This window comes from Enterococcus sp. AZ050, assembly GCF_051715085.1.
Classification (GTDB): domain Bacteria; phylum Bacillota; class Bacilli; order Lactobacillales; family Enterococcaceae; genus Enterococcus; species Enterococcus faecalis.
Window position 1 is genome coordinate 1871165 of the sequence record NZ_JBIOTC010000001.1, and the last position, 26854, is coordinate 1898018.

At 37.4% G+C, this 26854-nt stretch carries 21 protein-coding genes and 1 pseudogene; 19 read left to right on the forward strand and 3 right to left on the reverse strand.

Annotation, left to right across the window (positions count from 1 at the left end):
* Window positions 1-446 precede the first annotated feature (446 nt).
* On the forward strand, window positions 447-1364 hold the full coding sequence (locus IGJ04_RS09015; protein WP_002403937.1) for a helix-turn-helix domain-containing protein: 918 nt from the start codon (window positions 447-449) through the stop codon (window positions 1362-1364).
* 40 nt (window positions 1365-1404) lie between these two features.
* Here the strand turns inward: IGJ04_RS09015 and IGJ04_RS09020 are convergent, their stop codons facing one another.
* Window positions 1405-2058 (reverse strand): Crp/Fnr family transcriptional regulator, encoded by a 654-nt coding sequence (locus IGJ04_RS09020; protein ID WP_438840132.1) that lies wholly within the window; start codon window positions 2056-2058, stop codon window positions 1405-1407.
* A gap of 273 nt (window positions 2059-2331) precedes the next feature.
* Here IGJ04_RS09020 and IGJ04_RS09025 point away from each other — a divergent pair, with 273 nt between their 5' ends.
* From IGJ04_RS09025 to IGJ04_RS09085, 13 genes are all read left to right on the forward strand, one after another.
* A complete protein-coding gene (locus IGJ04_RS09025; RefSeq protein ID WP_010775474.1) occupies window positions 2332-3225 on the forward strand; it encodes an SDR family oxidoreductase in 894 nt (297 codons plus the stop codon).
* A 12-nt stretch (window positions 3226-3237) separates the two neighbouring features.
* Window positions 3238-3810, forward strand: a complete 573-nt coding sequence (gene amaP / locus IGJ04_RS09030) for an alkaline shock response membrane anchor protein AmaP (RefSeq protein ID WP_438840133.1) — start codon at window positions 3238-3240, stop codon at window positions 3808-3810.
* Between the two features lie 12 nt (window positions 3811-3822).
* A complete protein-coding gene (locus IGJ04_RS09035) occupies window positions 3823-4014 on the forward strand; it encodes a DUF2273 domain-containing protein (protein ID WP_002356087.1) in 192 nt (63 codons plus the stop codon).
* 12 nt (window positions 4015-4026) lie between these two features.
* Window positions 4027-4539, forward strand: coding sequence for an Asp23/Gls24 family envelope stress response protein (locus tag IGJ04_RS09040; RefSeq protein ID WP_002383483.1), 513 nt, complete (start codon window positions 4027-4029; stop codon window positions 4537-4539).
* 58 nt (window positions 4540-4597) lie between these two features.
* A complete protein-coding gene (locus tag IGJ04_RS09045) occupies window positions 4598-5158 on the forward strand; it encodes an Asp23/Gls24 family envelope stress response protein (protein WP_002356090.1) in 561 nt (186 codons plus the stop codon).
* Window positions 5159-5181: 23 nt separating this feature from the next.
* Window positions 5182-5424, forward strand: a complete 243-nt coding sequence (locus IGJ04_RS09050) for a GlsB/YeaQ/YmgE family stress response membrane protein (RefSeq protein WP_002356092.1) — start codon at window positions 5182-5184, stop codon at window positions 5422-5424.
* A 164-nt stretch (window positions 5425-5588) separates the two neighbouring features.
* Window positions 5589-6104, forward strand: coding sequence for a hypothetical protein (locus IGJ04_RS09055; protein ID WP_438840134.1), 516 nt, complete (start codon window positions 5589-5591; stop codon window positions 6102-6104).
* A gap of 39 nt (window positions 6105-6143) precedes the next feature.
* Window positions 6144-6659: a hypothetical protein gene (locus IGJ04_RS09060; protein WP_438840135.1), complete on the forward strand. Its 516-nt coding sequence runs from the start codon at window positions 6144-6146 to the stop codon at window positions 6657-6659.
* Window positions 6659-8050 carry a triacylglycerol lipase gene (locus tag IGJ04_RS09065; RefSeq protein ID WP_438840136.1) on the forward strand — a complete coding sequence of 464 codons (1392 nt, stop codon included), beginning with the start codon at window positions 6659-6661 and terminating at the stop codon, window positions 8048-8050. Before IGJ04_RS09060 ends, IGJ04_RS09065 begins: the two co-directional genes overlap by 1 nt.
* Window positions 8047-8352 (forward strand): hypothetical protein, encoded by a 306-nt coding sequence (locus IGJ04_RS09070; protein WP_002356099.1) that lies wholly within the window; start codon window positions 8047-8049, stop codon window positions 8350-8352. Before IGJ04_RS09065 ends, IGJ04_RS09070 begins: the two co-directional genes overlap by 4 nt.
* A 9-nt stretch (window positions 8353-8361) precedes the next feature.
* The gene (locus IGJ04_RS09075; RefSeq protein ID WP_025189271.1) at window positions 8362-8628 is read left to right on the forward strand and encodes a hypothetical protein; all 267 of its coding nucleotides are present in this window, start codon (window positions 8362-8364) and stop codon (window positions 8626-8628) included.
* A 296-nt stretch (window positions 8629-8924) separates the two neighbouring features.
* Entirely contained in the window at window positions 8925-10160 is a 1236-nt protein-coding gene (locus IGJ04_RS09080; RefSeq protein ID WP_002356101.1) for an MFS transporter, read from the forward strand.
* A 20-nt stretch (window positions 10161-10180) separates the two neighbouring features.
* Window positions 10181-10360: a hypothetical protein gene (locus IGJ04_RS09085; protein WP_002381345.1), complete on the forward strand. Its 180-nt coding sequence runs from the start codon at window positions 10181-10183 to the stop codon at window positions 10358-10360.
* 355 nt (window positions 10361-10715) lie between these two features.
* On the opposite strand, the gene IGJ04_RS09090 is transcribed toward IGJ04_RS09085, so the two are convergent.
* A complete protein-coding gene (locus tag IGJ04_RS09090) occupies window positions 10716-12200 on the reverse strand; it encodes a helix-turn-helix domain-containing protein (RefSeq protein WP_002373754.1) in 1485 nt (494 codons plus the stop codon).
* The gene (locus IGJ04_RS09095; RefSeq protein ID WP_010775476.1) at window positions 12194-13681 is read right to left on the reverse strand and encodes a helix-turn-helix domain-containing protein; all 1488 of its coding nucleotides are present in this window, start codon (window positions 13679-13681) and stop codon (window positions 12194-12196) included. Before IGJ04_RS09095 ends, IGJ04_RS09090 begins: the two co-directional genes overlap by 7 nt.
* Before the next feature lie 709 nt (window positions 13682-14390).
* Between IGJ04_RS09095 and fss1 the strand changes: the two are divergent.
* From fss1 to IGJ04_RS09120, 5 genes and pseudogenes are all read left to right on the forward strand, one after another.
* Window positions 14391-20490: pseudogene (gene fss1 / locus IGJ04_RS09100) on the forward strand (fibrinogen-binding MSCRAMM adhesin Fss1).
* 273 nt (window positions 20491-20763) lie between these two features.
* Entirely contained in the window at window positions 20764-21678 is a 915-nt protein-coding gene (locus IGJ04_RS09105; protein ID WP_010707947.1) for a diacylglycerol/lipid kinase family protein, read from the forward strand.
* 81 nt (window positions 21679-21759) lie between these two features.
* Window positions 21760-23265: a helix-turn-helix domain-containing protein gene (locus IGJ04_RS09110; protein ID WP_010707948.1), complete on the forward strand. Its 1506-nt coding sequence runs from the start codon at window positions 21760-21762 to the stop codon at window positions 23263-23265.
* A 343-nt stretch (window positions 23266-23608) separates the two neighbouring features.
* Window positions 23609-23848 carry a hypothetical protein gene (locus IGJ04_RS09115; RefSeq protein ID WP_002356115.1) on the forward strand — a complete coding sequence of 80 codons (240 nt, stop codon included), beginning with the start codon at window positions 23609-23611 and terminating at the stop codon, window positions 23846-23848.
* Entirely contained in the window at window positions 23845-26736 is a 2892-nt protein-coding gene (locus tag IGJ04_RS09120) for a glycosyl hydrolase family 28-related protein (protein WP_438840137.1), read from the forward strand. Before IGJ04_RS09115 ends, IGJ04_RS09120 begins: the two co-directional genes overlap by 4 nt.
* Window positions 26737-26854: the final 118 nt, after the last annotated feature.

A 26854-nucleotide genomic window follows, 5' to 3' on the forward strand; every position in this document is an offset into this window, starting at 1 on the left:
ATAAATATATTTCATTTAATTAAAGAAAATATCTAAAAATAAACGATATGTACTTTTATTAAAAATGTTATTTAATAAAAATGAAATAGATATTCAATGGAATTGGTTGTACAATGGTTAGTGAAGAGTGGGTTTAACGGAATAGTGTAATAAGGAATAAGCTGATATCAAAACCAAACATATGCAAAACCTCCTTCTCTGTTAGCTATATTGACTTCTATTATAGAACATTTCTTTTGGTTTTTTCAAGGGAAGTTAAGTATATAAGTTTTTATGGTTATCAAAATATTACAATATTATAATTACGGAAATAATAAAAATGAATATTTTGAAATGTTTATTAATGTTTTTTCTGATTTTGTTTAATTTGTACAGGTGTTGTTGGATCTTTAAGTTAATAAAAAAAATAATATTTAATATTATTTTCATTATAAAAGGGGGATATTATGGATGTGCTAGGTGCTCTAAAATATTTTAGAAAAAAGAAAAAAATTGCTCAGAAAGATGTTTTGCCAAAAAAGGGGAAACAAACCTATCGAAGAATCGAAATTGGTGAAGCCAAGCTAAGTTACGAGGATTTAATGACGGCGTTGCAGTCACTGGGGATTACCTTTAATGAATTTTTTTTTATGGTATCTGATACGAGAATCATGGCTTCTTCAGAAGTCAAACATCAAATTGAGTGTTGTCAACTGGGGTTGAACAATACAAGTGAAAAAAAGAATCTCATTCATTATTTTTATCAATTAGAGCGCAATCCTCATAAAAATGCGTTGGAAATGTCTATTTACACAGATATTAAATTAACGTTTAGTAATGATTGGGAGGAAATTCCAGAATTTGATGAAACCGATCGAATGGTAATTCTCGCGCTTATCTCTAGCAAAAGCTACTATACATACTACGATTATCAAATGGTGACTAATCCTGCCGCCTTGTTTTCTGAAAATGAAGTCCTTCAGATTCTTGATCAGATGTTTCCTGTCAAAGATGCTGAATTACGTGATACCCAAACACTAAATGTTGCCTATGGTTTTTACCTAAATATCATTACTGGGGAACTTTATAAGAAAAATTATGCGAAAGCTCGGGAATATTTAGCGCTAGTGAGTGTTACCACGATTCCTGCTGAAATCTACTATATTCATTTTAACTTACGTTACTTAAAAAACCTTACGTATTATCTGTACACTGGCAAAATGAGATATTATAAAGAAGTAATCGCCGTTATTGATATGATTGAAAGCTTTGGCGATGTACGTTTGGCGGAAGGCATGAAAAAAGAAATGCTTCAGCTGACGGCTGGTCGGACATTTAATTTAGAAAAAGGTCAGTTTCCATTGAATATTGTCACTGAAAAATAAAAAGCACCCCCGCAAGGTCAAACTTGCGGGGGTGCTGATGTTAAACAATAATGTTATCTCTAATCATATCTAAATCTTTAATCAAAACTTTGCGGTTACGTAGTTCAATTGCCCCTAACTCTTTTAGTTGCTGCATCATCCGGTTAACGCTACTAGCAGAAGTTATCCCACAAAAATGCGCAATTTCTTCATTGGTCACCACGAAATCAATTAAAATACCTTCCTCTGTTTCTACGCCAAATGAATCGTACATTTCATAGATTTGTGTACAAACGGCCCCAAATTTGCCATTCATCAACATTTGCTGCATCTTTTTCATGGAATGCATTAAACGGTCCCGATAGTATTCTTTGACATACATTTGCAAGTCTTTACTATTATTGATATCCCGCCAAAATTGAACACGGTCGATTTGGTAAAGTTCTGCTTGTGGAGATTCGATGCGAATATTAAAAGGTGCATCAATAAATTCTGAATATTCATCACGTAGCAATGAAACAATTTCCAAATTGTTGATATAACGTAAATTAAATTCACGACCGTCTTTGGAAATAACGCTAGTTTTGATGATGCCACTTTTTAAAATATAGGCATAACGATCTTGCAGTCCTTCATAAGTTAAATAATTTTTCTTCTTTTTTACAACGACTCGAAAGGAATGTTCATCTAAGTAGTCTTGTAAAACATTTCTCATTGGCGGTAACTCCTCAATTATCTCTAAATATTTTTGTTTTTGCCTGTTGGGCTTCTTTCTTATTTAAGCGAATTGGACATCATATGTCAATAACAAATGTTGATAAAAAAGGTCAATTAAACGCTATTTTGAAAAATAAAATCAGCTTTTAGATAATTTTGCCAAAAATTTCGCTTAATGAGTATTAAAAATATTTTTTTTATTTTATGTGCTCAAATATTTTTCAAAAAGAAAAAATTGTATTAAGGTAATAGTAGAAAGGGAGGAGATTTAATGACAGAACCAAACTTAAAAGACCCAAGAAAGTTATTTTATAGTGATGGATTTCCGCAACAAGATCAAGAAACTCCCGCATTACAGGACAAAATGGTCCCTAAACCAGATTGTGGGGAAGACAGCTATGTCGGAAATCACAAATTAGAAAATCGTCGGGTATTAATTACAGGCGGTGATTCTGGGATTGGACGAGCTGCGGCGATTGCTTTTGCTCGCGAAGGCGCAGATATCGCCTTACATTTTTTCCCAGGTGAAGAAAAAGACGCCGAAGAAGTGGCGCACTATATACGAGAAGCTGGCCGAAAAGTCATTCTTTTGCCAGCAGATTTAAGAGATAAACAGGCACCTGAAGAATTGGTTGCACAAGCTCGTGAAGCATTAGGCGGCTTGGATACCCTTGTTTTAAATGCTGCCCAACAAATTTCCTGTGCCGCTATTGAAGAATTGCCAATGGAACAAGTGATAGACACTTTCCATGTCAATATTATTGCGATGTTTGGCATTGTCAAAGCAGCAGTGCCTCACTTACCTGCCGGAAGTAGCATTGTGACAACGACTTCCGTCCAAGCCTTTAATCCCAGTGAGCATTTGTTGGATTATGCAGCAACGAAGGCATCAATTGCCAACTTTACCGTTGGTTTAGCAAAACAACTGGCACCAAAAGGCATTCGGGTAAATGGCGTGGCTCCAGGACCAATCTGGACACCGTTACAGTTAGATCATGGACAACCAATTGAAGAGTTGCCAGAATTTGGGCAACATTCTTTACTGGAACGTGCAGGTCAGCCTGCTGAATTAGCCCCTGTTTATGTTTTCTTGGCGTCCAATGATGCAAGTTATGTTACGGCTCAAGTTTATGGCGTAACTGGTGGAGAAGCAATTAATCTTTAGGAGGGATGTTCCGTGAATAAAGTTGTTAAAATGCTTTTGCTTCTAGGTTCACTGATTTTAATGGCATTATTTGGCGCGGTGGCCATCACCACTTGGTCAGCCGATACAGCTTGGCAACCACCAGATAATGTCCAATGGTTCTTGCAAGACAACGAGTACGCACGTCAAGCAATCTTTTGGGTAGCGCTGGTTTTACTAGGAATTATGCTCTTTCTATTTTTATTCATTCTTTTATTCCCAAGAAGAAAAGGCACGTTTGAATTAAAAGAAGAGCAAGGAAAGTTAGTGTTACACCGTAAAGCTATCGAAGGATTTGTACGCTCTAGCTTGCAAGACAGTGACTTTCTGGAAGCACCAACCATTCGTGTAAAGGCGACAAAACGGCGCATTAAGGTCAATGTCAAAGGCACACTGAAACGAACGGCAGATTTAATTGGACAAACAGAAGCTTGGTCAAAAACAATGGAAGAACGGCTTGCTCGTTTGGTGGGAACTGGTCACAAGATTACGATTGATGTTCATTTTGAAGATATTCAATCAATGAAACGACCACAACAACAGCAGACACAAGCACGTGTGGAGTAGGAGGGATGTACAATGGTTGAATGGATAAAACAATATGCCGTTCCGTTAATTGGTGGCCTAGTCGGCTTGGTTTTTGCAATCTTGTTTCTGTCAATCGGCTTCTTTAAAACATTGTTAGTAGTACTCCTGACAGGACTAGGTATTTGGCTAGGTTTGTATTTGGAACAGACAGGCATTGTCAAAAATTATTTTCATCATAAATAGGAGGTTTTGGCTATGGAAAATGCAAATGTATCGATTGTTAAAGGTGAGTTGACGTTTGAGGATAAAGTAATCCAAAAAATTATTGGCATTGCTTTGGAAGAAGTCGACGGTTTGTTAACTGTGGACGGTGGTTTTTTCTCGAATTTACGAGATAAAATGATTAATAGTGAAGATGTTACAACAGGCATTCACACCGAGGTCGGCAAAAAACAAGTCGCAGTGGATATGGACATTGTAGCCGAATACGGGAAAGATATCGAGACCATTTATGATCAAATGAAAGAGGTTATTACTCGCGAAGTCCAACAAATGACTCACTTGGAAGTAATCGAAGTCAATGTCAATGTAGTAGATATCAAAACACAAGCAGAGTACCAAGAAGAAAGTGAAACGGTCCAAGATAAACTTGGCAACGCCGCTGAAGCGACAGGTAGTTTTATGTCAAAACAAACCAACAAAGCCAAACATGCGGTAACTAAAGGTAAGACAAAAGTCAAAGAAAACACGGCACCTCGTGTTCAATAATTGGTTATTATTTTATTAAAAATAAAGCAATAATAGAAGAAACTAGGAGGAATGAACCATGAGTAACGAAAAATTCAATAATGTACCAAAACCAGCAGGAAACGGACCACACACACCAGAAGATCATGCAATCAAAGGTGAATTAACATTTGAAGATAAAGTCGTTCAAAAAATTATCGGTTTAGCCTTAGAAAATGTCGATGGTCTATTAACAGTCGATGGCGGCTTTTTCTCAAATATTGCTGAAAAATTAGTAAACACAGATAACGTCACAGCGGGTATTGATACCGAAGTTGGTAAAAAACAAGTCGCTGTTGATATGGATATCGTGGTAGAATACGGCAAAGATATTCAAGACATTTACGAAAAAATGAAAGAATTAATCAGCCGTGAAGTGAAAAAAATGACCCACTTAGATGTGATTGAAGTGAATGTTAACGTAGTCGATATCAAATCAAAAGAAGAATACGAAGAAGATAGCGAAACTGTTCAAGATAAAGTCACAGGCGCTGCCAAAAGTACCGGTGAATTTGCTTCTGAACAAACAGAAAAAGCAAAAAAAGCTGTGAATAAAGGAACAGAACAAGTCAAAGAAAATATGGAACCACGTGTAGAATAAACAGTTAAAGGGAGGAAACAATCATGGGCTTTATTTGGGCATTAATTGTCGGTGGTGTCATTGGGGCAATCGCTGGAGCAATTACTAAAAAAGGATCATCGATGGGCATTATTGCCAATATCATTGCAGGGTTAGTTGGTTCAACAATTGGTCAAGCCATTTTAGGCACATGGGGACCAAGCTTAGCTGGGATGGCTATTGTGCCATCGATTATCGGGGCAGTGATTTTAGTTGCCATCGTTTCATGGATTTTAGGACGAAAATAGAGAAGATTTTTCAGAAGAGTTTGGGCGATTGTCCAAACTCTTTTTTTATATTCTTTAATATTATCCAGTTTATTAAAATTGGATTAAATATAGCTTTCCTTTGATAGGTGGTTTTGTTAAAATTTAATTAAAAAGTCGTTGCGTGGCAAAAAGGAGGTGAATCAGTGAAACATAGGAAGCAATGGTTAATCGGATTACTCATTATTTTAATCATAGGAATTGGAGGAAAATGGTACATGGACGAACAAGAAAAAGCAAAACTACACGAAATCCAAACAGATTTAGCGAACTATTTGTATAATAACTATCGAATTTATACATTTGATGAGCAAGAAAGAGCACAATTAGAGAAGAAATATAATAAGGGAAATGGAGAATTGAGTTATCGAGAGTATTCAAATAAATTAGATGAAATTGCCAAATACTCCGATATTAAAAAAGTAGAATTTACCAGTTTTGCAGTAGGGCCAATGAATAGTTTGGATGTCGAATTTATTATCAATGATGTTTATCCAGATTATACAATATTAGGTACTATCTCAGCAGAAACAGGAAAATTTCGCTATAGTTTTAACACAGGCAACACGATAAATAATTATGTTTTGGAAAGAAAAGAACAGCCAACTTCTGTAACAGTGCCAAAGAATAAAATTATGTATTATGAAGAAGGGATAAAGTAATGGATAACTATCGTACATAAAGAACAAGGAGGTGAATCAGTGAAACATAGGAAGCAATGGTTAATCGGACTACTCATTATTTTAATCATAGGAATTGGAGGAAAATGGTATATGGACGAACAAGAAAAAGCAAAATTACACGAAATCCAAACAGATTTAGCAAACTATTTGTATAATAACTATCGGATTTATACAAAAAATAAAGAAAAATCGGAAGAAATAAAGAAAAAATATAATCGAGGAAATGGTTCAATAACAGAAAAAGAATATCTACAAAAAATGAAAAGTATTAGAGAATACTCTAATATCAACAAAGTAGAATTTACTAGTTTTATAGTAGGACCAATGAATACATTAAAAGTTTATTTTACCATCAACGACGTGTATGAAGAAGAAGTGGATTTAGACACGATATCAGTAGAAACTGAAAAGTTCATTTATAGCATAACAAACGGTACAGGCAAAGGTCCCTATTACATTGAAAAAAAAGATAAGCCCACAAAGAAGAAAATGCCAGAGGACTCAATTGTGTATGATGAAGGAGGGATAAAGTAATGGATAATTACCGGAAAATTTCGAACAAAGTATACGAAGTAGAGAAGGAAAATGTTCAAATCAATGAGAAAATAAAAGGAACAAATCACATTGTAATCGACACCATTGACACCGATAAAGATACCTTCGGATACGAACATGAACCAAGAAGCAACAGCATGCAAGCTATGACGGTAGCGGAAATTAAAGATGAATATAAATCTTGGGACGAAGATGATTTGAAAGACATCAAAGGCTATCCCCAATCCGTAATCAACCAAAATCTCACCATTGTCTACGCTGGTACCAAATCATGGCAAGATTGGAAAACCAATTTTCGAGAAATTGGCTTTAATGACAAACACCAAGCTGGAGCGTTCCAAGCTGCTTTAACATATGCCAGTCAGATTGAGCGCCAATATTCTCCTGAAGCTGGCTATACAATTAACACGACAGGTCATTCTCTTGGTGGTGCCGAAGCAATTTATGTTGCGGTTTTGAAAGGCTACAATGCCATCACGTATGGTGCGGCTGGTTCAGGATTGACAGACGAACAAATTAAAAACTACAAAGGTCAAATTATTAATTTCTATGATACTTCAGATGCGGTCACCAGCAGTTTTGTAACAGGTGGACAAGGGAAAATTCCTTTTTATAGTTTTGGAGTTGATAATTATAGTGGCGTAATTGTCGGTTGGGTTAAAAAGACGTTCGGCCATGATTTGGATATGTTTAAAACTGATGATGCCGGTAATTATATTGATAAATTTGGCGATATTGCTGTCTATTCAGATGGGCATGGTGGCGTTGCAATCGAGCAAACCATCCTGGCGCAGCAGATTTTAGAAAATAAAAATAGAATCCGTGGGCTGGAGACTTACGACGGCACGAATCCTGAGACATTGGCAGAAATCAACCGTTTAAAAAAAGAAAACAAATGGCTTCAAGAACAACTGAAACAATTTAATCAGTTGAATGAATTACGTGTTTCTTTAACGGCGAGCGGTGGCGGATTATCTAGTAATGAACGGATTTATTTAGAAGATAGTCAAGCCTTAGCGGTTGTTAAAGTCGCCGCATCACAATTTGATGTAGCGATGGAAGAGTGCCTACATATTTACAAAAAAGTGATGCAAGAATTACAAGAAGATTGGGAAAACGGATTGCAACTCATTCAACGACATACACCAGAACTTTCGTATGCAAAAATGAGAGAGGCGATGGATCAAGTCCAATGTACGAAACAAACGATGGTTGACCAAGATCTGGAATATTTCCAGCAAAAATTCAGCAAAATCAATCGTATTAGAACTTCATTTGTTCAATTAACCCAACAAATTACCGCTAAAATAAATGAATTGGTTCAGAGAGATCAAGAATTAGCGAACCAACTGAAAGGAGCCTTAACATGACGACAGCCGATGAGCTAGAAAGATGCCGCAGACAATTGCGGGAGTTAGATGAGCAAGAAATGCTCTTAGCTTCTTATCAGAGAAAAAGCCAACAACTCGCTGAAGAAACCTATTATAACATTCAGTCTGCTATTCGAATGATTGCCGAAAATCAGCAACCACTACAACAAGCGAGACAAGCGCTTGGCCGATTAGAATATGACTTTTCAGAAGAAGTAAGTCATGCTAAGAGAAAACTTTACCGTCAGAGGGAAGAGTTAGAAATAAAGTATAGAAAATTAAATGCACAGCGGGAAAGTTAACGAAGGAGGATGTTCATGGAGTTATTGGAGAAATTATGGAAAGAATACCAAAAGAATCTGCAAAAAGTAACAGCGCAGTCTCTCGGTTTATCGCTGTTACAACAACAGAGTAAAAAAGTACAGAAAAGCAAGCGAAGGGAAAAAAATGCTTTAGCACAAGCCAAACGCTCAATAGAAAATGCAAATACTGGCTTAGAAAAGTCGATCCAAGGACAATTTGGCCAAAAAGTAACCGATGTCTTAGACATACAGAGTCAAACTATAGACAGTTTGTAATAGATGTGAACTTATTTTTAATTAAAAGAAAGAGTCCTCAACCATTCGATATTTTGAGAATAGTTGAGGACTCTTTCTTCAACAAAAATCAACAACATTTGTTGAAGTTATTTGTAGATAACGTTTATCATTCACAAATTTACATTTTTTTGTAACGGATATCTCGTATAGTAATAACTGCAAATGAATTTCAGAAAATTTTTTGATAAGTCATCAAAGTGAGGGGATAGCGGTCTTTTATTGAAAAATAGCAACACAAAATAAACAGAACAAAAGAGAGAGGAATTCAAAGAATTATGACAGAACAAACACCAACAAAGCTTTTGAATAAAGGCTTTATCAGTATTACAGTGATTAATTTCATTGTCTATCTTGTTTATTATTTATTAATGGTTATTATTGCGGTGATTGCGCAAGATAGCTTACACGCTACTTTAGGTCAAGCGGGTTTGGCCTCAGGAATTTACATCATCGGGACATTGCTTGCACGACTTTTCATGGGAAAACTCCTTGAACTGATTGGGCGCAAACAAGTCTTACGTTATGGGGCTTTGTTTTATCTTTTAACGACTGTTGCGTATATGTATATGCCAAGTATGGGCATTCTTTATCTGGTCCGTTTTTTAAATGGGTTTGGTTACGGAACCGTTTCGACAGCGACCAACGCAATTGTTACCGCCTATATCCCTAAAAACAAAAAAGGGGAAGGGATCAATTATTATGGGTTGAGTACTAGTTTAGCAGCCGGCATTGGGCCATTTATTGGGATGTTATTGTTAAATGTTTCCAACTTCCATGTCATTATTAACTTTTCAATTATTTTAATTTTGTTAACAACCATTGCTTGCTTCATTTTCCCAGTGAAAAATATTGAGTTAACACCTGAACATCGTGAAGCTTTATCTAAATGGAATTTTGATAGTTTTGTTGAAAAGAAAGTTTTATTTATTACATTTATCGCCTTTTTAATGGGTCTTGCTTATTCAAGTGTCTTGTCTTTCTTATCTTCTTATGTCAAAGTAATCGATTTAGTTGACGTCAGCACTTTCTTCTTTATCGTCTATGCGGTCGTGATTACCTTAACACGTCCATCGACAGGTCGGATTTTCGATGTCAAAGGGGAACGCTACGTCATGTATCCGAGCTACATTTTCTTAACACTAGGCCTGTTCTTATTAAGTATGACTACGTCGGGTTGGATGTTATTAGTTTCAGGTGGGTTAATTGGCTTAGGTTATGGGACTTTCATGTCAAATGGCCAAGCGGTTTGTCTTCAAGAAAGCCCAAGTCCTCACCGTATCGGGATTGCTTTATCGACTTATTTCATTGGTTTAGACCTTGGATTAGGGGTTGGTCCGTACGTTTTAGGTGAATTACGTAACTTTATGTCATTCCAACAAATGTACTTCTTAGCAGGCTGTATCCCAATCGTTTGTACTATTTTATATATGGTCTTCCACAAAGCTAAAAATGATGCCAAAGATTTGTCTCTTGAAACGATTGAAGAGATTGAACACGGCTCAGAACTATAAATGGACAAGGAGTGATTTCAATGCCTAACGATGAACGGATTTTAAACGTTTTACAACAAACACTAACGGAAATTCAACGCATGAACACGCGTTTAGCTAAAATTGAAACAGAGTTAGCCGATGTCGATCAACATCACGCGACTTTGGATCATTACTTGCAAGAGCTAGAATTGGTGACAGAAAATAACAACGTCATGTAAAATGAGTAGTTAGTAAATGAACGTTCCACGTTTCGGTATCACTAGAGTGGAACATTGAAAATTTTCGAAAAAACGCCAAAAGGTAGCAGTTTTTCTGCTACCTTTTGGCGTTTTTTGTAATTTAAAGAAAATAAGCAAGAAGAGCGTGGGACAAAAATCACTTTGGATTTTTGCTCCATGCTCAAAAACTGATAAACGGCGGGAACAGAAGCAACTTCTTCGGAAATAAGCCGAAATTCTCCAAAAATTAAAGAACAATTTTCGGAAATTCCTTCTTATTTCTCGGAGCTAAACACTTTTGTCCCGACCTCCTCTTGCTTATTTTTATCACTTAAAATGTTTCACGTGAAAACTTTTAAAAGTGGCGTGGACTTTGTTTGGTGACAATTTGTGTATTTAAGTTTTCTAAGCTCTGCGCTAGTTCACCAATGCTAGCGGAAAAATCAACATAATAAGTAGGAATCGTTGATTTGACACTAATTTCTGAAAAGATATTTGTAATAATTACATCGAAAGGCTTTTCTGGTGAAGCGACAAAAATTAATTTTTTATCCACGGCTTTACTTAGCTTTTCATAAAGGGTATCTAAAATTAAGTTACTTTGGTTGGTCCGTACTAAGACACGAATCGGTGGTAAAGATTTCGTTTTCAGTGTACAGAAAAGAATGAACAAGCAGTCAACTAACAATTTTTCATTGCCCATCAATGTTGGAAGCATTTCAATTGTAAGTCGCTTCACATCTTTGTAGAGACTCGGATTTTTTTGAAGTGCTTCTTTTAAAAAGCTTTCTTGCACAAATGGATTGGCAATCGTGACAAAGGTCTTAAAAAAGACACTTAAATTTTGGATAGAAGTATATAGATAAAGATACTCGTGAAATGTCAATTTAATTTGATAAAAAGACGTCAGTTGATAAATGATCTCTTTAATGGGTGAGCCTAATAGCTGGACCATATGCATCCGTGCTGCTGGAATTTCCAAGACATCTTGTGTGGCGTAGCTGACACTAATCGTTAATAAGAAAAAGGCAAAAAGCCCTTCTTTTTGTATAAATTTTGTTGGAACTTGGTGTAAGGCTTCTTCTTTAAAAAACAATTCAAATTCACTCAGATTAACAAAGGGATTAACAATCGCTTCTTCCTCTACGAAAGTTTCTTTGATAAAAAAGCCCTCTTTCCAACGCGCTAAAATCACCGCAGAAAAAATCAAGTCTTTTGTAAAATCTTGTGTTGTATTGAAGGAAACAGAATGTTTTAAACGTCGAAAGAGACTATGGACTTCTTTTTTAGTGATCGTGTGCAACGGCCAGTCTCCTTCAGAATAATTGTTCCAAAAAAGCATCATAAAGAAAATCCGGATATCTTTTTCTTTGCCCACCAACACATTGGTACGTTTTAAATTGATTTCAATCTGATATTTTTGGAGCCATTGGTTTAATTGACCAATTTTTCGTGTAAAGGTTGACGAAGAAATTTCTAGGACTTTTTCAAAATGTTTGCTATCAATTGCATTATGATTAAAGGCATAGGTCAGTACTTGATACGCGAAACTTTTTTTGACAAAGTAGGGCATCAAAAACGACAGTTGGAAATAGGGTGCAAACCAAAATGTGATCTCTTTGGCATTTGCTGATAAAGAAAATAAGTTCTCCCAGCCGTTTTTTTCAATTTCTGTTTGGAGCAAAGCTACAGATTGTAGAATGGTATTTTGTTGCATTTTTAATTGAGTGGCTAAAGTAGAAATCGCCAATGTTTGCTCTTCTGCTTCACGACGTTCGAGTAATTCTTCTAAAAGAGCAAAACTTTTACGATAAGGTACATCAAGTAATCCTGTTAACATCCGATTCCCTCCAAACTGTTTTCCCCACGTAATTTGGCAAAATAAATTTTGCGGACGACTTGTTTTAAGTTATGGTATTCGTCTAAATAAGGAACGGGATGCCAATAAAAGGTTTTACTGGCGTGAAAAAGCGGATTATTTTTGTCAGTAATGACTAAGTCAGGCACTTCTTGAATATGATTAACAAATTTCAAAGGAACATCGCAATAATTATTGATTTCCTTCGCTAACCAATTTTCTTGTATCTGATTAATAGATGAATGAAGTAAAATTTTAACAGGAATTTGTTTATTTAATAAAACGCTCCGAATAATTAAAAAAATGGTTTCTTTAAATAACGCATCTAGTGGATGTTGTTTGTCAAAAGGCAAACGTTTTAAGAAATAGTTGGTTGTTCGTGAAACGTTTGGGTATTGTTTTTCATACAAAGAGACATTAGCAACCTCATAGCTCAATTCCTCTTCCACAGGGAAATGAATCAGTCGTTCACTGGCATTGGATAAATTAACCAACAAAAAGACTACTTCTATTGCGCTTAAATCCAACTGTAATTGCGTACATTTTTCAAAAATCCAGGTGACATGGGGACTTTCATCCATGCCCATAATCGCTAAGTTGGCAAAGTTGACCGTTTCTATTTGTTCAAGTGAATACATCGTTAATGTGCTGAAAAAATCATAGTAGAAACGAATTTCAGCCCGCCATGTGTCGGGTTCTTTTTGTTCATTAATAAAACAATCATTCACTAATAATTGAAATTCTGAATAAGGAAAGGCTAAATTGATCGTAGCAATTTCAGGATAATCGCTGATTGTAAAATCAGATTGGTAACGGAGTAAACCTATGGACATAATTAATTTTAATTTGCGTAAATCGGTATATGTAAAGTAAGGATAACGGTTTTTGATGATTTCAATAAAATTCTGCAATTGCGCTTGATTGGTTTTAGATAAAAAAGGAACGAGAGAAGTTCCTGAAATGAAAAATAAGGAGTAAAAGAAACTACGAAAATCTTTCTCTTTGCCACAAATTTTTTCTCGCCTTTTTAAATTTAAATAACAATTAAATCTAGCTAGATAATTGTTTAAACGGTCACTGACTTGTTTGAAAATAGAAAAGTTAATGAAATGCTCTTCACAAAAATCTTTGGCTGAAGTATAGCGTTTTAAAAGTAAATCTAAGGCTAACATATAAGTTAATGACCCGCGAACTACGGCTTCTTTCATTAACTCAATCGGGATATTTTCATCGGCGACTAATTCTATGGACTGTTGATTATTAATAATGCGAATATGTACATTTTCATGTGTATTGACTCGAGAAATTAATAAAGTTAATTGATTCAATAAATTATTGATATTGTAATGGGAAAATTCATATTTTCGCCGGAGTACTTGCATGGGGACTTTTTCTTTACTGTCATACAAGTATTCAATTAGGGAAAGCAACTGAATTTCCTGTTTGGTTAATAAGTTATGCATAATAACCACCTTTCTATTGGTTACGCTTGTTTGATTTTTCAGATAATACAGATAGAGCATTCTTTTCTAAGCGACATTGACAATTGCCAGTGAAAGAACTAGTTGTTCTTATGCTACTGTATCTATTCTTAAAAATCAAGAAGAACTAAATGTGTTAAATAGAAGAAAATGCGGATAAAAAATGATAGAGCAAAAAATTATTAAGAAAAACAAATGGTTTATATAAAACATTTAAATAACAAAAATGATAATTTGAGTCTATTGATTTTTTAGCTTAAATAGCTTATACAAATAGGCTTTTTTGTCTGGTTAGTTCTTATGAAAAAAAATTAAAAAAACGGTATAGTGGAAGAAGGACTAGTACAAATAAAAAAGGATTAAAGGAGTGTTTTCATAAAGATGAAAAGGGTTTCTGGGATTTCATCAACTTTTTCTATTTGGAGGAGAAGTTGTTGATAATTTTTGCTGAAAAATCTCGTTATACTCTTCTTATTCTTATAGAAGAGTCTATAGGAAAAAGCAGAAAATGAATCCGCATTCGAAGTAAGAGTGCGTTTTGAGGAGATAAAAAGAAAAGGTGTGTTGGCTGTCTGTTTTAGCAAGGAAGAAAGACAACAGAAGAGCACTCACTTATTTGGTTTAAAATAAAAAATTGGTACGAAGTGAACGTTCTCTTCTATGTGTCGTTAGTAGAGGAAGGATGAAAGAAATGAGAAAGAATGGTCCAATGGTAAACCGTTGGCTCTACGGGTTGATGTGTTTGTTACTTGTTCTAAATTATGGCACACCACTCATGGCTTTGGCGGAAGATGTTAACAGCGATGGTCAGTTAACGTTAGGAGAAGCGAAGCAAACCAGCCAGCAAGAAATGACCTTAGCGCTTCAAGGAAAAGCACAACCAGTAACACAAGAGGTTGTAGTGCATTATAGTGCCAATGTGTCAATCAAAGCTGCACATTGGGCAGCGCCCAATAATACGCGCAAGATTCAAGTGGATGACCAGAAGAAACAGATTCAAATTGAATTGAATCAGCAAGCGTTAGCAGATACGTTAGTCTTAACGTTGAACCCTACAGCTACAGAAGATGTGACGTTTTCTTATGGACAACAGCAACGAGCGTTGACGTTAAATACTGGTACTGATCCGACAGAATCAACGGCAATCACGAGTTCGCCAGCCGCATCAGCGAATGAAGGTTCAACAGAAGAAGCATCTATAAACTCCTCTGTTCCTCGTTCGTCCGAAGAAACTGTCGCCAGCACGACAAAAGCGATAGAAAGTAAAACAACCGAGTCTACGACTGTCAAACCGCGCGTAGCAGGACCAACAGATATCAGTGACTATTTTACAGGTGATGAAACAACGATTATCGATAATTTTGAAGATCCGATTTATTTAAATCCTGATGGCACACCAGCAACACCGCCGTATAAAGAAGATGTGACCATTCATTGGAACTTTAACTGGTCGATTCCAGAAGATGTACGAGAACAAATGAAAGCAGGCGATTACTTCGAGTTTCAATTACCTGGCAATTTGAAACCTAATAAACCAGGTTCAGGTGATTTAGTTGATGCAGAAGGCAATGTCTATGGAACCTACACAATTAGTGAAGATGGTACGGTTCGTTTTACCTTTAATGAGCGAATCACGTCTGAAAGTGACATTCACGGGGACTTTTCTTTAGATACTCATTTGAATGATTCAGATGGGCGGGGTCCAGGAGATTGGGTGATTGATATTCCTACACAAGAAGATTTGCCGCCTGTAGTGATTCCAATTGTCCCAGATACCGAACAACAAATTGATAAACAAGGCCATTTTGATCGAACGCCCAATCCTAGTGCGATTACTTGGACGGTAGATATCAATCAAGCGATGAAAGATCAAACAAATCCAACTGTGACGGAAACATGGCCAACAGGGAATACCTTTAAGTCCGTGAAAGTCTATGAGTTAGTGATGAATCTTGATGGAACAATTAAAGAAGTGGGGCGCGAACTTAGCCCAGATGAATATACGTATGATGCAAATGGCAATGTGATGATTAAAGGTGACACGAATAAAGCGTATCGTCTTGAGTACCAAACGACGATTGACGAGGCGGTTATTCCAGATGGCGGCGGCGACGTGCCTTTTAAAAATCACGCGACGTTAACAAGTGATAATAATCCAAATGGGTTAGATGCTGAAGCAACTGTGACGGCAACCTATGGCAAAATGCTAGACAAGCGCAATATAGATTACGACGAAGCCAATCAAGAATTCACTTGGGAAATTAACTACAACTATGGTGAACAAACTATTCCAAAAGACCAAGCAGTCATTACAGACACAATGGGGGATAATTTAACTTTTGAACCAGATTCTTTACATTTATATTCAGTGACGTTTGATGACAAAGGAAATGAAGTCGTTGGAGCAGAACTTGTGGAAGGAAAAGATTACAAAGTGGTAATCAACGGAGACGGTTCCTTTGCAATTGACTTTTTACATGATGTGAATGGCGCAGTCAAGATTGATTATAAAACCAAAGTTGATGGAATTGTCGAAGGCGATGTTGCCGTGAATAATCGTGTGGATGTCGGCACTGGTCAGCATTCAGAAGGTGATGGCACAGCCAGTCAACAAAATATTATTAAAAACACTGGCGCAGTTGATTATCAAAATTCAACGATTGGTTGGACGTTAGCTGTGAATCAAAATAATTATTTGATGGAAAATGCCGTGATTACGGATACGTACGAACCAGTTCCTGGCTTAACTATGGTACCCAATTCGTTGGTTGTTAAAGATACAACCACTGGTGCTCAGTTGACGTTAGGTAAGGATTTCATGGTAGAAATAACTCGCAATGCAGATGGTGAAACAGGCTTTAAGGTAAGTTTTATAGGGGCGTATGCCAAAACAAGTGATGCCTTCCACATAACCTATACTACCTTTTTCGATGTTACCGAGTTAGATGCTAACAATCCTGCGTTGGACCATTATCGAAATACCGCTGCCATTGATTGGACGGATGAAGCGGGAAACAATCATCATTCAGAAGATAGTAAACCGTTTAAACCTTTACCTGCTTTTGATTTAAATGCGCAAAAAAGCGGTGTTTACAATGCCGTCACCAAAGAAATCACTTGGACGCTTGCGGTTAATTTAAGTAATAATCGTTTAGTCGACGCCTTTTTAACGGATCCAATTTTAGCCAATCAAACCTATTTGGCTGGGAGTTTGAAGGTCTATGAAGGCAATACGAAGCCAGATGGTTCGGTTGAAAAAGTGAAACCAACGCAACCGTTGACGGATATCACAATGGAAGAACCAAGCGAGAAAAACCAAAATACTTGGCGTGTTGATTTTCCTAATGATAGTCGTACGTATGTGATTGAATTTAAGACGTCTGTTGATGAAAAAGTTATCGAAGGTTCGGCTAGTTATGACAATACCGCATCTTATACAAACCAAGGTTCTTCACGTGATGTGACAGGAAAAGTTTCTATTCAACATGGTGGCGAATCAGTGAAAAAAGGTGGCGAATACCACAAAGATGATCCAGATCATGTGTACTGGCATGTAATGATCAATGGCGCCCAATCGGTTTTAGACGATGTGGTTATTACTGATACACCCTCACCAAACCAAGTGCTAGATCCCGAATCATGGGTGATTTACGGTACCAACGTAACAGAAGACGGAACGATTACGCCAGATAAATCTGTTATTTTAGAAGAAGGAAAAGATTACACACTGGAAGTTACCACCGATAATGAAACAGGACAACAAAAAATTGTCGTTAAAATGGCCCATATTGAAGCACCTTATTATATGGAATATCGTAGTTTAGTGACTTCTTCAGCAGCGGGGAGTACAGACACGGTATCCAACCAAGTGTCAATTACTGGAAATGGTTCAGAAGTCGTTCATGGGGATGACAATGGCGATGTGGTCGTTGACATTGATCACAGTGGCGGGCATGCTACAGGGACCAAAGGCAAAATTCAGCTGAAGAAAACAGCCATGGATGGGACGACTATTTTAGCAGGCGCCCATTTCCAAATTTGGGACCAAGCTAAAACACAAGTCCTACGTGAAGGTACAGTAGACGCCACTGGGGTTATCACATTTGGTGGGTTGCCGCAAGGGCAATACATTTTGGTGGAGACAAAAGCACCAGAAGGCTATACAGTTTCGGACGAATTAGCTAAAGGCCGAGTCATTACTATTGATGAAGAAACTTCAGCCGAAGGAGCACAACCAACCATTATTAAAAACGATGTCAATAAAGTATTTTTAGAAAAAATGGATGAGAAGGGTAAAAAGTTAGTCAATGCTCGCTTTAAATTAGAGCATGCCGTAACCACGCCGTTTACTCATTGGGAAGAAGTTCCCCTTGCGCCGGATCGAACCAACGCGAATGGCCAGTTAGAGGTGGATAGTTTAAAACCAGGTCTTTATCAGTTTACAGAAATCGAAGCACCGACAGGCTATCTTTTAGATACTAGGCCAAAACGATTCATTGTGACACAAAGTATGAGTGGGCAAATTCGTGACGTTCACGTTAAAATGCTGAATTACCAAGGTTCTGCTGAGCTAATTAAAAAAGATCAAGCAGGGAATCCATTGGCAGATGCTGAATTTTCGGTCCTTGATGCCACAGGACAAGCGGTTCGAGAACACGTAGTTTCGGATGCAAACGGAAAAGTCACAGTGACGGATTTAGCCCCAGGAAAATATCAATTTGTGGAAACTAAAGCGCCAGCAGGGTACCTTTTAAACACTGAACCAAGTGCTTTCACGATTGCAGCAAGCGATCGGGGCAAACCAGCAACAGTTATAGCAACGGCTAACTTTGTTAACTATCAAGGAGCAGCTAAATTAATCAAAAAAGATGTGAATGGACACTTATTAAGTGGTGCGACATTTAAAGTGCTTGATGCGAAGGGACAAACGATTCAAACAGGCTTGACGACAAATAATCAAGGGGAAATTATTGCAGAGCACTTAGCCCCAGGTAAATATCGCTTTGTAGAAACCAAAGCACCAACAGGCTATTTATTAAATACCACGCCAGTCCCATTTGAAATTGCTGAGAAAAATGCTGGTAAACCAGCGGTCGTTGTTGCTAGTGACAACTTTGTGAATTACAAAGGGGCTTTCCAAATCGTGAAAACGAATAGCGCAGACCAACCATTAGCAGGTGCTGTTTTTGAATTATATGATCACAATAAACAATCATTAGGGATTACAGCAACGAGTGGCAAAGATGGCAAAATTATCTTTAGAGACTTGGCGCCAGGTACCTATTATTACAAAGAAATCAAAGCACCAAAATTACCAGATGGCGCAGATTATATTATTTATCCTGAATTAGTAAAAGTAGAAATTCGTGGTGATTTCAAAGGCGATCCGGAGATCTTCCAATTAGGGGCCTTCGCCAATTTCAAAGGACGCGCCGTCTTTAAGAAAATTGATGCCAATGCGAACCCACTTCCAGGAACAATTTTTAAATTGTATCGAATCGAAAACGGGGAAAAAAATCTTTGAAAGAGAAGTAACTGCTGAAAAAGATGGCTCATTGGCTATGGAGGATTTAGGCGCTGGTAGCTATGAATTAGATGAACTGGATGCAACGGATGGCTATATCGTCAATAAACAACCCATTTATTTTGTAGTGAAGAAGAATTCAAATGATAAACAACCACTAGATGAGTTAGAATTTGTGAATTATCAAGCGGAAGTAACGGGACGTAAAGTCAATGAGCAAGGTCAAACCTTAGCGGGTGCAGTTTTTGCAATTTACAATGCCGATGAGCAGAATCAGCCCCAAGGTTCACCGATAACATTCTTGAATCGTGCAGGAGAAAAAGTTTCTGAAATAACAACGGATAAGACTGGCGAAATTTACGCTAAAGGGCTAAATGAAGGGCATTACGTTTTAGTGGAAACGAAAGCACCAACAGGCTATCTGTTAGACACAACGCCACATCCATTTGATGTAACCGCCCAATTAGGAAAAGAGCAGCCAATTGCTTTAGGCGATCTTATCAATTATCAAGGAACTGCTCAATTAACCAAAGAAAACGAAACAGGTGAAGCATTGGCAGGTGCGGTGTTTAAGGTCATTGATGAAACAGGGCAAACCGTGGCTGGACAAACTAATCTGATGTCTGACAAGCAAGGCAAAGTCATTGCGAAAAATTTAGCACCGGGAACGTATCGTTTTGTGGAGACACAAGCGCCAACTGGCTATCTTCTTAATGAAACGCCAAGCGCAAGCTTTACGATTGCCAAAGACAACCAGGGCAAACCAGCCACTGTGGTACTTAAAGCACCTTTTATTAATTACCAAGGTGCTGCCAAGCTGGTGAAAATTGATCAGCAAAAGAATGCCTTAGCAGGTGCTGAATTTAAAGTGACAGATGCAGAGACAGGGCAAACTGTCGCTCGTTCATTACGTTCTGACAACCAAGGGTTAGTTCAAGTGAACCACTTACAACCAGGAAAATATACCTTTGTGGAAACAAAAGCACCGGATGGTTACCAACTGTCTAAGCAAGCAGTCGCATTCACTATTGCGGCAACAGCGAAAGACAAACCTGAACTCGTGGATGCGGGCACGTTTGTTAACGAGAAACAACCTGTATCCAAAAAAACAAAACCAAATCAGCCAACAACGAAACAAGCAGCTAGAGAGACAGGTTGGCTTGGTTTACCGAAAACCAACACACAAGTCAATTACTTCTTTGTCTTTATCGGCCTCCTGTTGGTCAGTTTGGCAAGTTGGCTCTTCTATAAAAAGAGCAAGAAATAAGCAAAAGCTATAAAAAAACAGGCCATCCGTCCTTTCGACGGATGGCCTGTTTTTTCATCTTAAGCTAATCAACTGAACAAAAGTAGCTCCTTCTTATTGACATTCTCAGGTAAGCCTTCATCGCAGTTTAGCCTTTGAACAGAACTTACTGAGTTCTTGGAGCAAATCGCTTGTGCCTCAGCCTTTGTTTTTCGATGCTATCTTTAGGTATTTTGGCTAAAATATTGTACACTTTACATGTGCAAGAAATTTAGTTAGAGATATGAGGATAGAATGATGAAAAAGATGATGGTTTTATACAACGAAACTTCAGGAAGTAGTGAAAGTAAAGAGATTGCAGAACGCTTTAAAAAAGCTGCAGAAGCGAAAGGGGAAGCGGTTATTTTGCAACCTTCCAATCCAGACATTGATCCTGAAGAAATGCGGAAAAATGCCAAAGAAAATCAAGTGGGTGTCTTGGTCGTCATTGGTGGTGACGGGACCATTCATCATGCCGTTCAAAATTTTAAAGACACCATTCGTGACTATCAAATAGGGATTATTCCAGGTGGAACAGTCAATAATTTTGCGCGTGTGTTAAGTATTCCTTTGAAAGAAGAAGACGCCTTTGAGACCATTTTGGCAGGACAGACCACGCCAGTTGACTTTGGAATGGTAAATCAAGATGTGATGATTTCGACCTTAACGATTGGACTATTAGCGGACACAGCAGCAAATGTGACCCAACAGGAGAAACAAAAATATGGTCCTTTAGCCTTTACAAAGCAATTTTTCCGCTTATTAATGAAAAAGAAAAAGTACAAACTAAAAATTGATGGCGATGAAAGACGTTGGCATGGCAAAGCCCAATTATTAACGATGACCATGACGAATTCTGCTGGCGGCTTTACCAATTTCGATGCCAATGCCACGCCAGATGACGGCGAAGTGCACATTATCATTTTGCCTAAGTTAGTTTTTTACAAGTTTGTCTATTATTTACCTAAAATTATCAGAGGACAATTAAATGAAATTCCTGGTGTCGTGTATTTCTCTGGGAGTCAATTTAAAATTAGGGGCGAAAAAGACAAGAAAGTCCAAACACGAACAGATGGCGATCCTACCGATGATTTACCGATTAAAGTAACGGTGGAAGCTGGGGGACTCAACGTGTTTGTTCCTGAAACGTCCACATCTACGAAAGAATAAAAGAAACAACTGTTATTTTTTCGTGGAATAGATTTCTCATTTTGTGTACAATAGAACAGAAGAGAGGCAGTTGAGTGAACAGTGAAATGGGATGAATATGTTGATATATTCGATACAGATGTCGTTTCTAAAATTATTATTTTAAGAAACTTGCCAATTAATGAAGGCTGGATTGACATCAATGAGTTAGCAGAAGAATTACAATTAAACAAAAAATCAGTCAAAAAATACGTAGAACTCCTAAAAGATGACATTACGTATTATGCTGTGGATAATGATGCTTCTTTGGCTTTTGAAAAGGGGCATGGCTATCGCTTGAACTTGGCGTCTAGCCAAGCGTTCCAGAAACTTTATACAGCAATTTTTCGGGATAGTTTAACTTATCAAGTAATGGAAGATTTATTCTGGGGTCGATTTAATGGGATTGTGCCAGCGACAGCAAAATATCATACCAGTGATGCCACGATTCGGCGCTTGCTCAAAGGGTTTACAGAAATTTTAGCACCATTGGGGTTAGTGATTAATAAAAGCACATGGAAAATTGAAGGCAATGAAGCGTATTTGCGCCATTTTGCTTACACTATTTTTATGGACTTAATCCGTGATACGTGGCCTTTTGACTATATACAAGAAACGGAAGTCGCACAAACTGTCCAAAAAATGATGGCTTTTTTCAACGTAGAAGTTGCGGAAACGGTGATACGCCGAGTTAAATATATGGTCGCTATCTCAAAAGTCCGTAGTGCGCAAGGCGCCGAATATCGACCTTCAGCCGAGCAAGAAACTTATTTAGAAGGTAATAAACATTACCAAGCCTTTATAGAAGAGATGACAGCTACAACCCTTTTCCTTAACAAAAACGATTTAACTTTTGTGTACTTTTTCTTGTTAGCCAATGACCAATTTTATCAAGATGAAGCCACTGCACAAGCAATTTTAGCGCATTTTGATGAGTCTGAAGCGCCTGTTTATATGTTGACTCATTTAGTCCAACATTTCTTATTAGAAGAAATACAAATGACGCCGCAATTGGAAAAAATTCGTCCGCAAATTTTTTATTATTTGTTTGCTACACATTTATTTGCCGAACTTTACTATGTCCAAAATGTGAAAATGTATAATGTCTTTTGGAATAAAGTCAAAGAAAAATATCCGGTTCTTTTAGAAGAATTAAGCCAAGGCTTAAATCAACTTTACGAACAAACAGGCAATGAATTATTTACAAATAAAGAATTTTTGGCTTTGCGTTATTCTAGTGTTTTGGCGCTTTCTAATGATTTAATTCATCGTGAACAAAAAATTGTTTTAGGGTTAAAATCAGGCTTGCCAGTACTGGAAGAAGAACGGGTGAAACTTTCGATTGAAAATAATTTTCGTCGGTTTTATGCATTGGAAGTTTTACGATACAGTGAAGCAAGCAAAGAAGAATGGCAAAATATTGATTTACTATTAGTGACTTCTTTGGCAGATGTAGAAACGGGCCATCCAGAGATCTTTTTACTTTCAAGTGAGTTAACGTTTGAGCAATATAATCGTTTGAACCAAAAAATAGTAAAAATTAACGAGAAAAGAACCACGTCACTTTAATAAAAAATCAAAAAATGGGCTTTTTTGATGCATATGTCCGATAAATTGTAAAAAAATTTTTCTAAAAAGTAAAAAAAGACAAGAAGAAAACGTCAATAAGTAGGTGTTGATTACCTACTTATTGACGTTTTCTCGTTGTTTTTTAATAAATACTGCGTCAATTCTTCTGAAAATTATGTCAAAAAGGTACTTTTTTTGCTTTTTTTATCGTAAATAATAGATGGTTAGCTATTGATAGCAAAGGAACTACTACTTTTTTTAACAGTCAGTTAAAAAATATTGAGGGTTCTCACAAGAATTTTTCTATATAATAGAAAGAGCAAGGGAAGGAAGGCGGGATAGAATGAAAAAACGGATGGAACAAATTGAAGAAATTTTAAGTTGTGAAGAAAATAGTGCCGGTGTTCGCTTAAAGGAATTGGTTGAGGCTTTAGAATTAGAAGTCACAAATCAAAACTTGTTAAAGGTAACAAGTATCTTACATATGAATCCAAAATTTAAAAAAATTTATGCATACGAAGACAGTCGTGTTATTACGCTGTATCAACTTTTACAAAATAAGCCGTTGGAAGTAACGGAATGAAAAGTGGGAAACACATGAAGAAAACAATGCTCATTCTTCTATTTGGTTTATTGACAGTGGTGGGTCTACCAATGGTGACCGAAGCGGTTGAACCAGTTAACGCAACAGATACAACGATTTTTGGTGCGCAAGCGATGGTGCCTAATAGCACAGAGGATCAAACAGAGAAGTTACAGACGTTGCTGAGTCAGACAGCAAGGGAAGGACGGGCATTATTTTTACCACAGGGAAGTTATGCTCTGTCAAAAGATATTGTGATTTCTTCAAATTATCAATTAATTGGCGATACAACAGGAGCCACTATTTTACATAACGTTACAGGTACACCGATTCAGCTGACAGACACCACATACGGAACGAAAACCAATGTACGACTTCAGAATATTGCTTTTGACGGCATCAATGTGACCTTGAAATTGACGAATCAATTAACGCTAGCAAACAATATTTTTTATAATCCCTTAAAAGGATTCGTAGTCAATTTAAATGCAGATATTGGCGTTAAAATTTCAGGTAATATTTTTATGCGAGACACAGCACATATGCAGCCAGGAATTGATTTTAACCGAGCGATTTATATTGGTGGCTATTCAACGCCAAGTCGCTTCCAGTATATGTCAGATGTAGACATCGTGGACAATTTATTTGGGTTAAAAGTGACAGAATTAGATGCGATTAAAAGTACCAGTCGTTCAGACTTAGCAGCGACTATTACACGTTTGCAAACAGCCATTGAAGCCGGTGCTATTTCAGTACCTAATGAACAAAATTATCTATCCACCGGGGTTAATTCTTTTAATATGCTGAAGGATGTAACTGTCCAACATAATTTTTTCTATTCACCCTATGATAATGAAAACTTGAATGGTCTAGTGGGAGATCATGCAATTTATTTCCGTGGCGCCCAAAACATCACGGTGGTGGGGAATCATTTACGTGGACTACAAAATGGTCCAGCTGGCGGATTTAAGTTTAAATCAGGCCGTAATATTACGATTATGAATAATTATTTGCGAAATACAGGTCTCATTATGTATGGAACACCAGAGATCGGTTTGGCAGAAACGCAAGCAGAGGGGGCTATTTCAGAACTCTCTAACTGGTTAGTGGCTAACAACATTTTTGATTGGAAGTATTGGGACAATCAATATGCAATTGGAATGGAGTACAATCGTCATACGGGAAATAACAATGTGTTCAATGGCGTATTTATCAACAATCAGTTTGTTAACTACCATAATATTCCGCAAAATCGACGTCGGGAATTGTTAATCGCTAGTGGCGGTGGTTTCCGACCAGAAACGAGTTTTGTGAAAGACAATACTCGAGATGATGGCCTTAAAAACGGCCAATTATTGGTAGAAAATTGGACAGAGGAGGACTATCGCTTAATGCCAGCAACATGGGAATCGTTGGTTTCACCAACACTTTACGAGCAATATAAAAATACGCCAATTCCGGTTAGAAATACTTTAGCAACCCCTGTGGCTACAACGATTGTGCAAGGACAATCAATCGATCCGCAGCAACTGGTTGCTAATACAAATGACGCGGATGAAGCAGTCCCAGCCGCTAAAATCGTCAATCCAGAGGTCTTAAATGAAATCGGCCAACAAAAAGTGACTGTTCAATTAACTTATGAAACAGGTTCATTGGTAACAGTGAACGTACCGGTGACGGTAGAGGCCCCGGCAAAAAAGCTTGATTTGTCCCAACTACAAACCGTTTATTCTTCGATTGGTGAAGCAAACCAATATACGGTCTACTCTTGGCAGTTATTCACTGCCATTGGGCCTAAAACGATTGTTCCTTCCTATTATCAGCAGGCGACACAATTGTTAGCAGAAGGTCAGGAGAGTCAGGACAAAACCCAAGAGCAAGTGGATCAGTTAACAAGTAATTTGCAATCTGCAATGAAAGTATTAGTCAAAAAAGCCGATATCACGCTAGAGCGTGCAGAAGCAGAAACTGAACTGGCAATCGTCCATAAATTAGACGAATCTGTATATACCACAGACTCTTGGCAAGCCATGCAAGAAGCCTTAATAGATACAACAACTGGCGAAGAAAGTCCTAAACAGTTAAAAAAATTGCTTGCTTGGTCAGATGAAGAATTATTGGAGCCAACACTTGGTGACTTTAAAACGCCTGCAGATGCACAAAAGCGTATTAATCAATTAACACAAACCATAAAAACGGCGTTACTTCTGTTAGTTGAAAAATCAACAGAGACAACTAGTAACACAAGCGAAAGCAGCACCTCAAGCACAACCAGTGAAACCAGTAATACCAGCGAAAGCAGCACGCCAAGCACGACAAATGAAAGCAGTAGTACCAGCGAAAGCAGCACGCCAAGCACAACCAGCGAAACCAGTAATACCAGCGAAAGCAGCACCTCAAGCACGACAAGTGAAAGCAGTAGTACCAGCGAAAGCAGCACGCCAAGTGAGAGCAGTAGTACGAGTGAAAGCAGCACGCCAAGCACAACCAGCGAAACCAGTAATACAAGTGAAAGCAGCACCTCAAGTACGACAAGTGAAACAAGCAATACAAATGAAAGCAACACACCAAGTACAACCAGTAAAACAAGTAGTACCAGTGAAAGTAGTGCTTCAAGTACGACCAGCGCACCCAACGGTACAAGTGAGAGTAGCACCCCAAGCACTGTAAACGAAAGCAGCCAAAACAAAGGCCAGAATTCTGTCATTTACGCGGAAGAGTCGAATCAAGAATCGTCAGGAACAGTCAAAAAAGCGGATAATACGACCAAAATTGCCAAGAAAAAATTCCCCAAAACAGGGGAACAATCTTCAGCAGTTGGGAGCTTCCTAGGCCTGATCTTTTTATCGTTAGCCATAGCAACCTATTGTTTTAAAGTGAAAAGATAACTCTTTAAAAACGGATAAGTAAACATCCTGAAATAAGAAATGGGACTTGTTTCAGGATGTTTTTATATAAAATTAAAAGAACTACAGTTTTTAGTGAAAAAATACACAAAAGTACTTG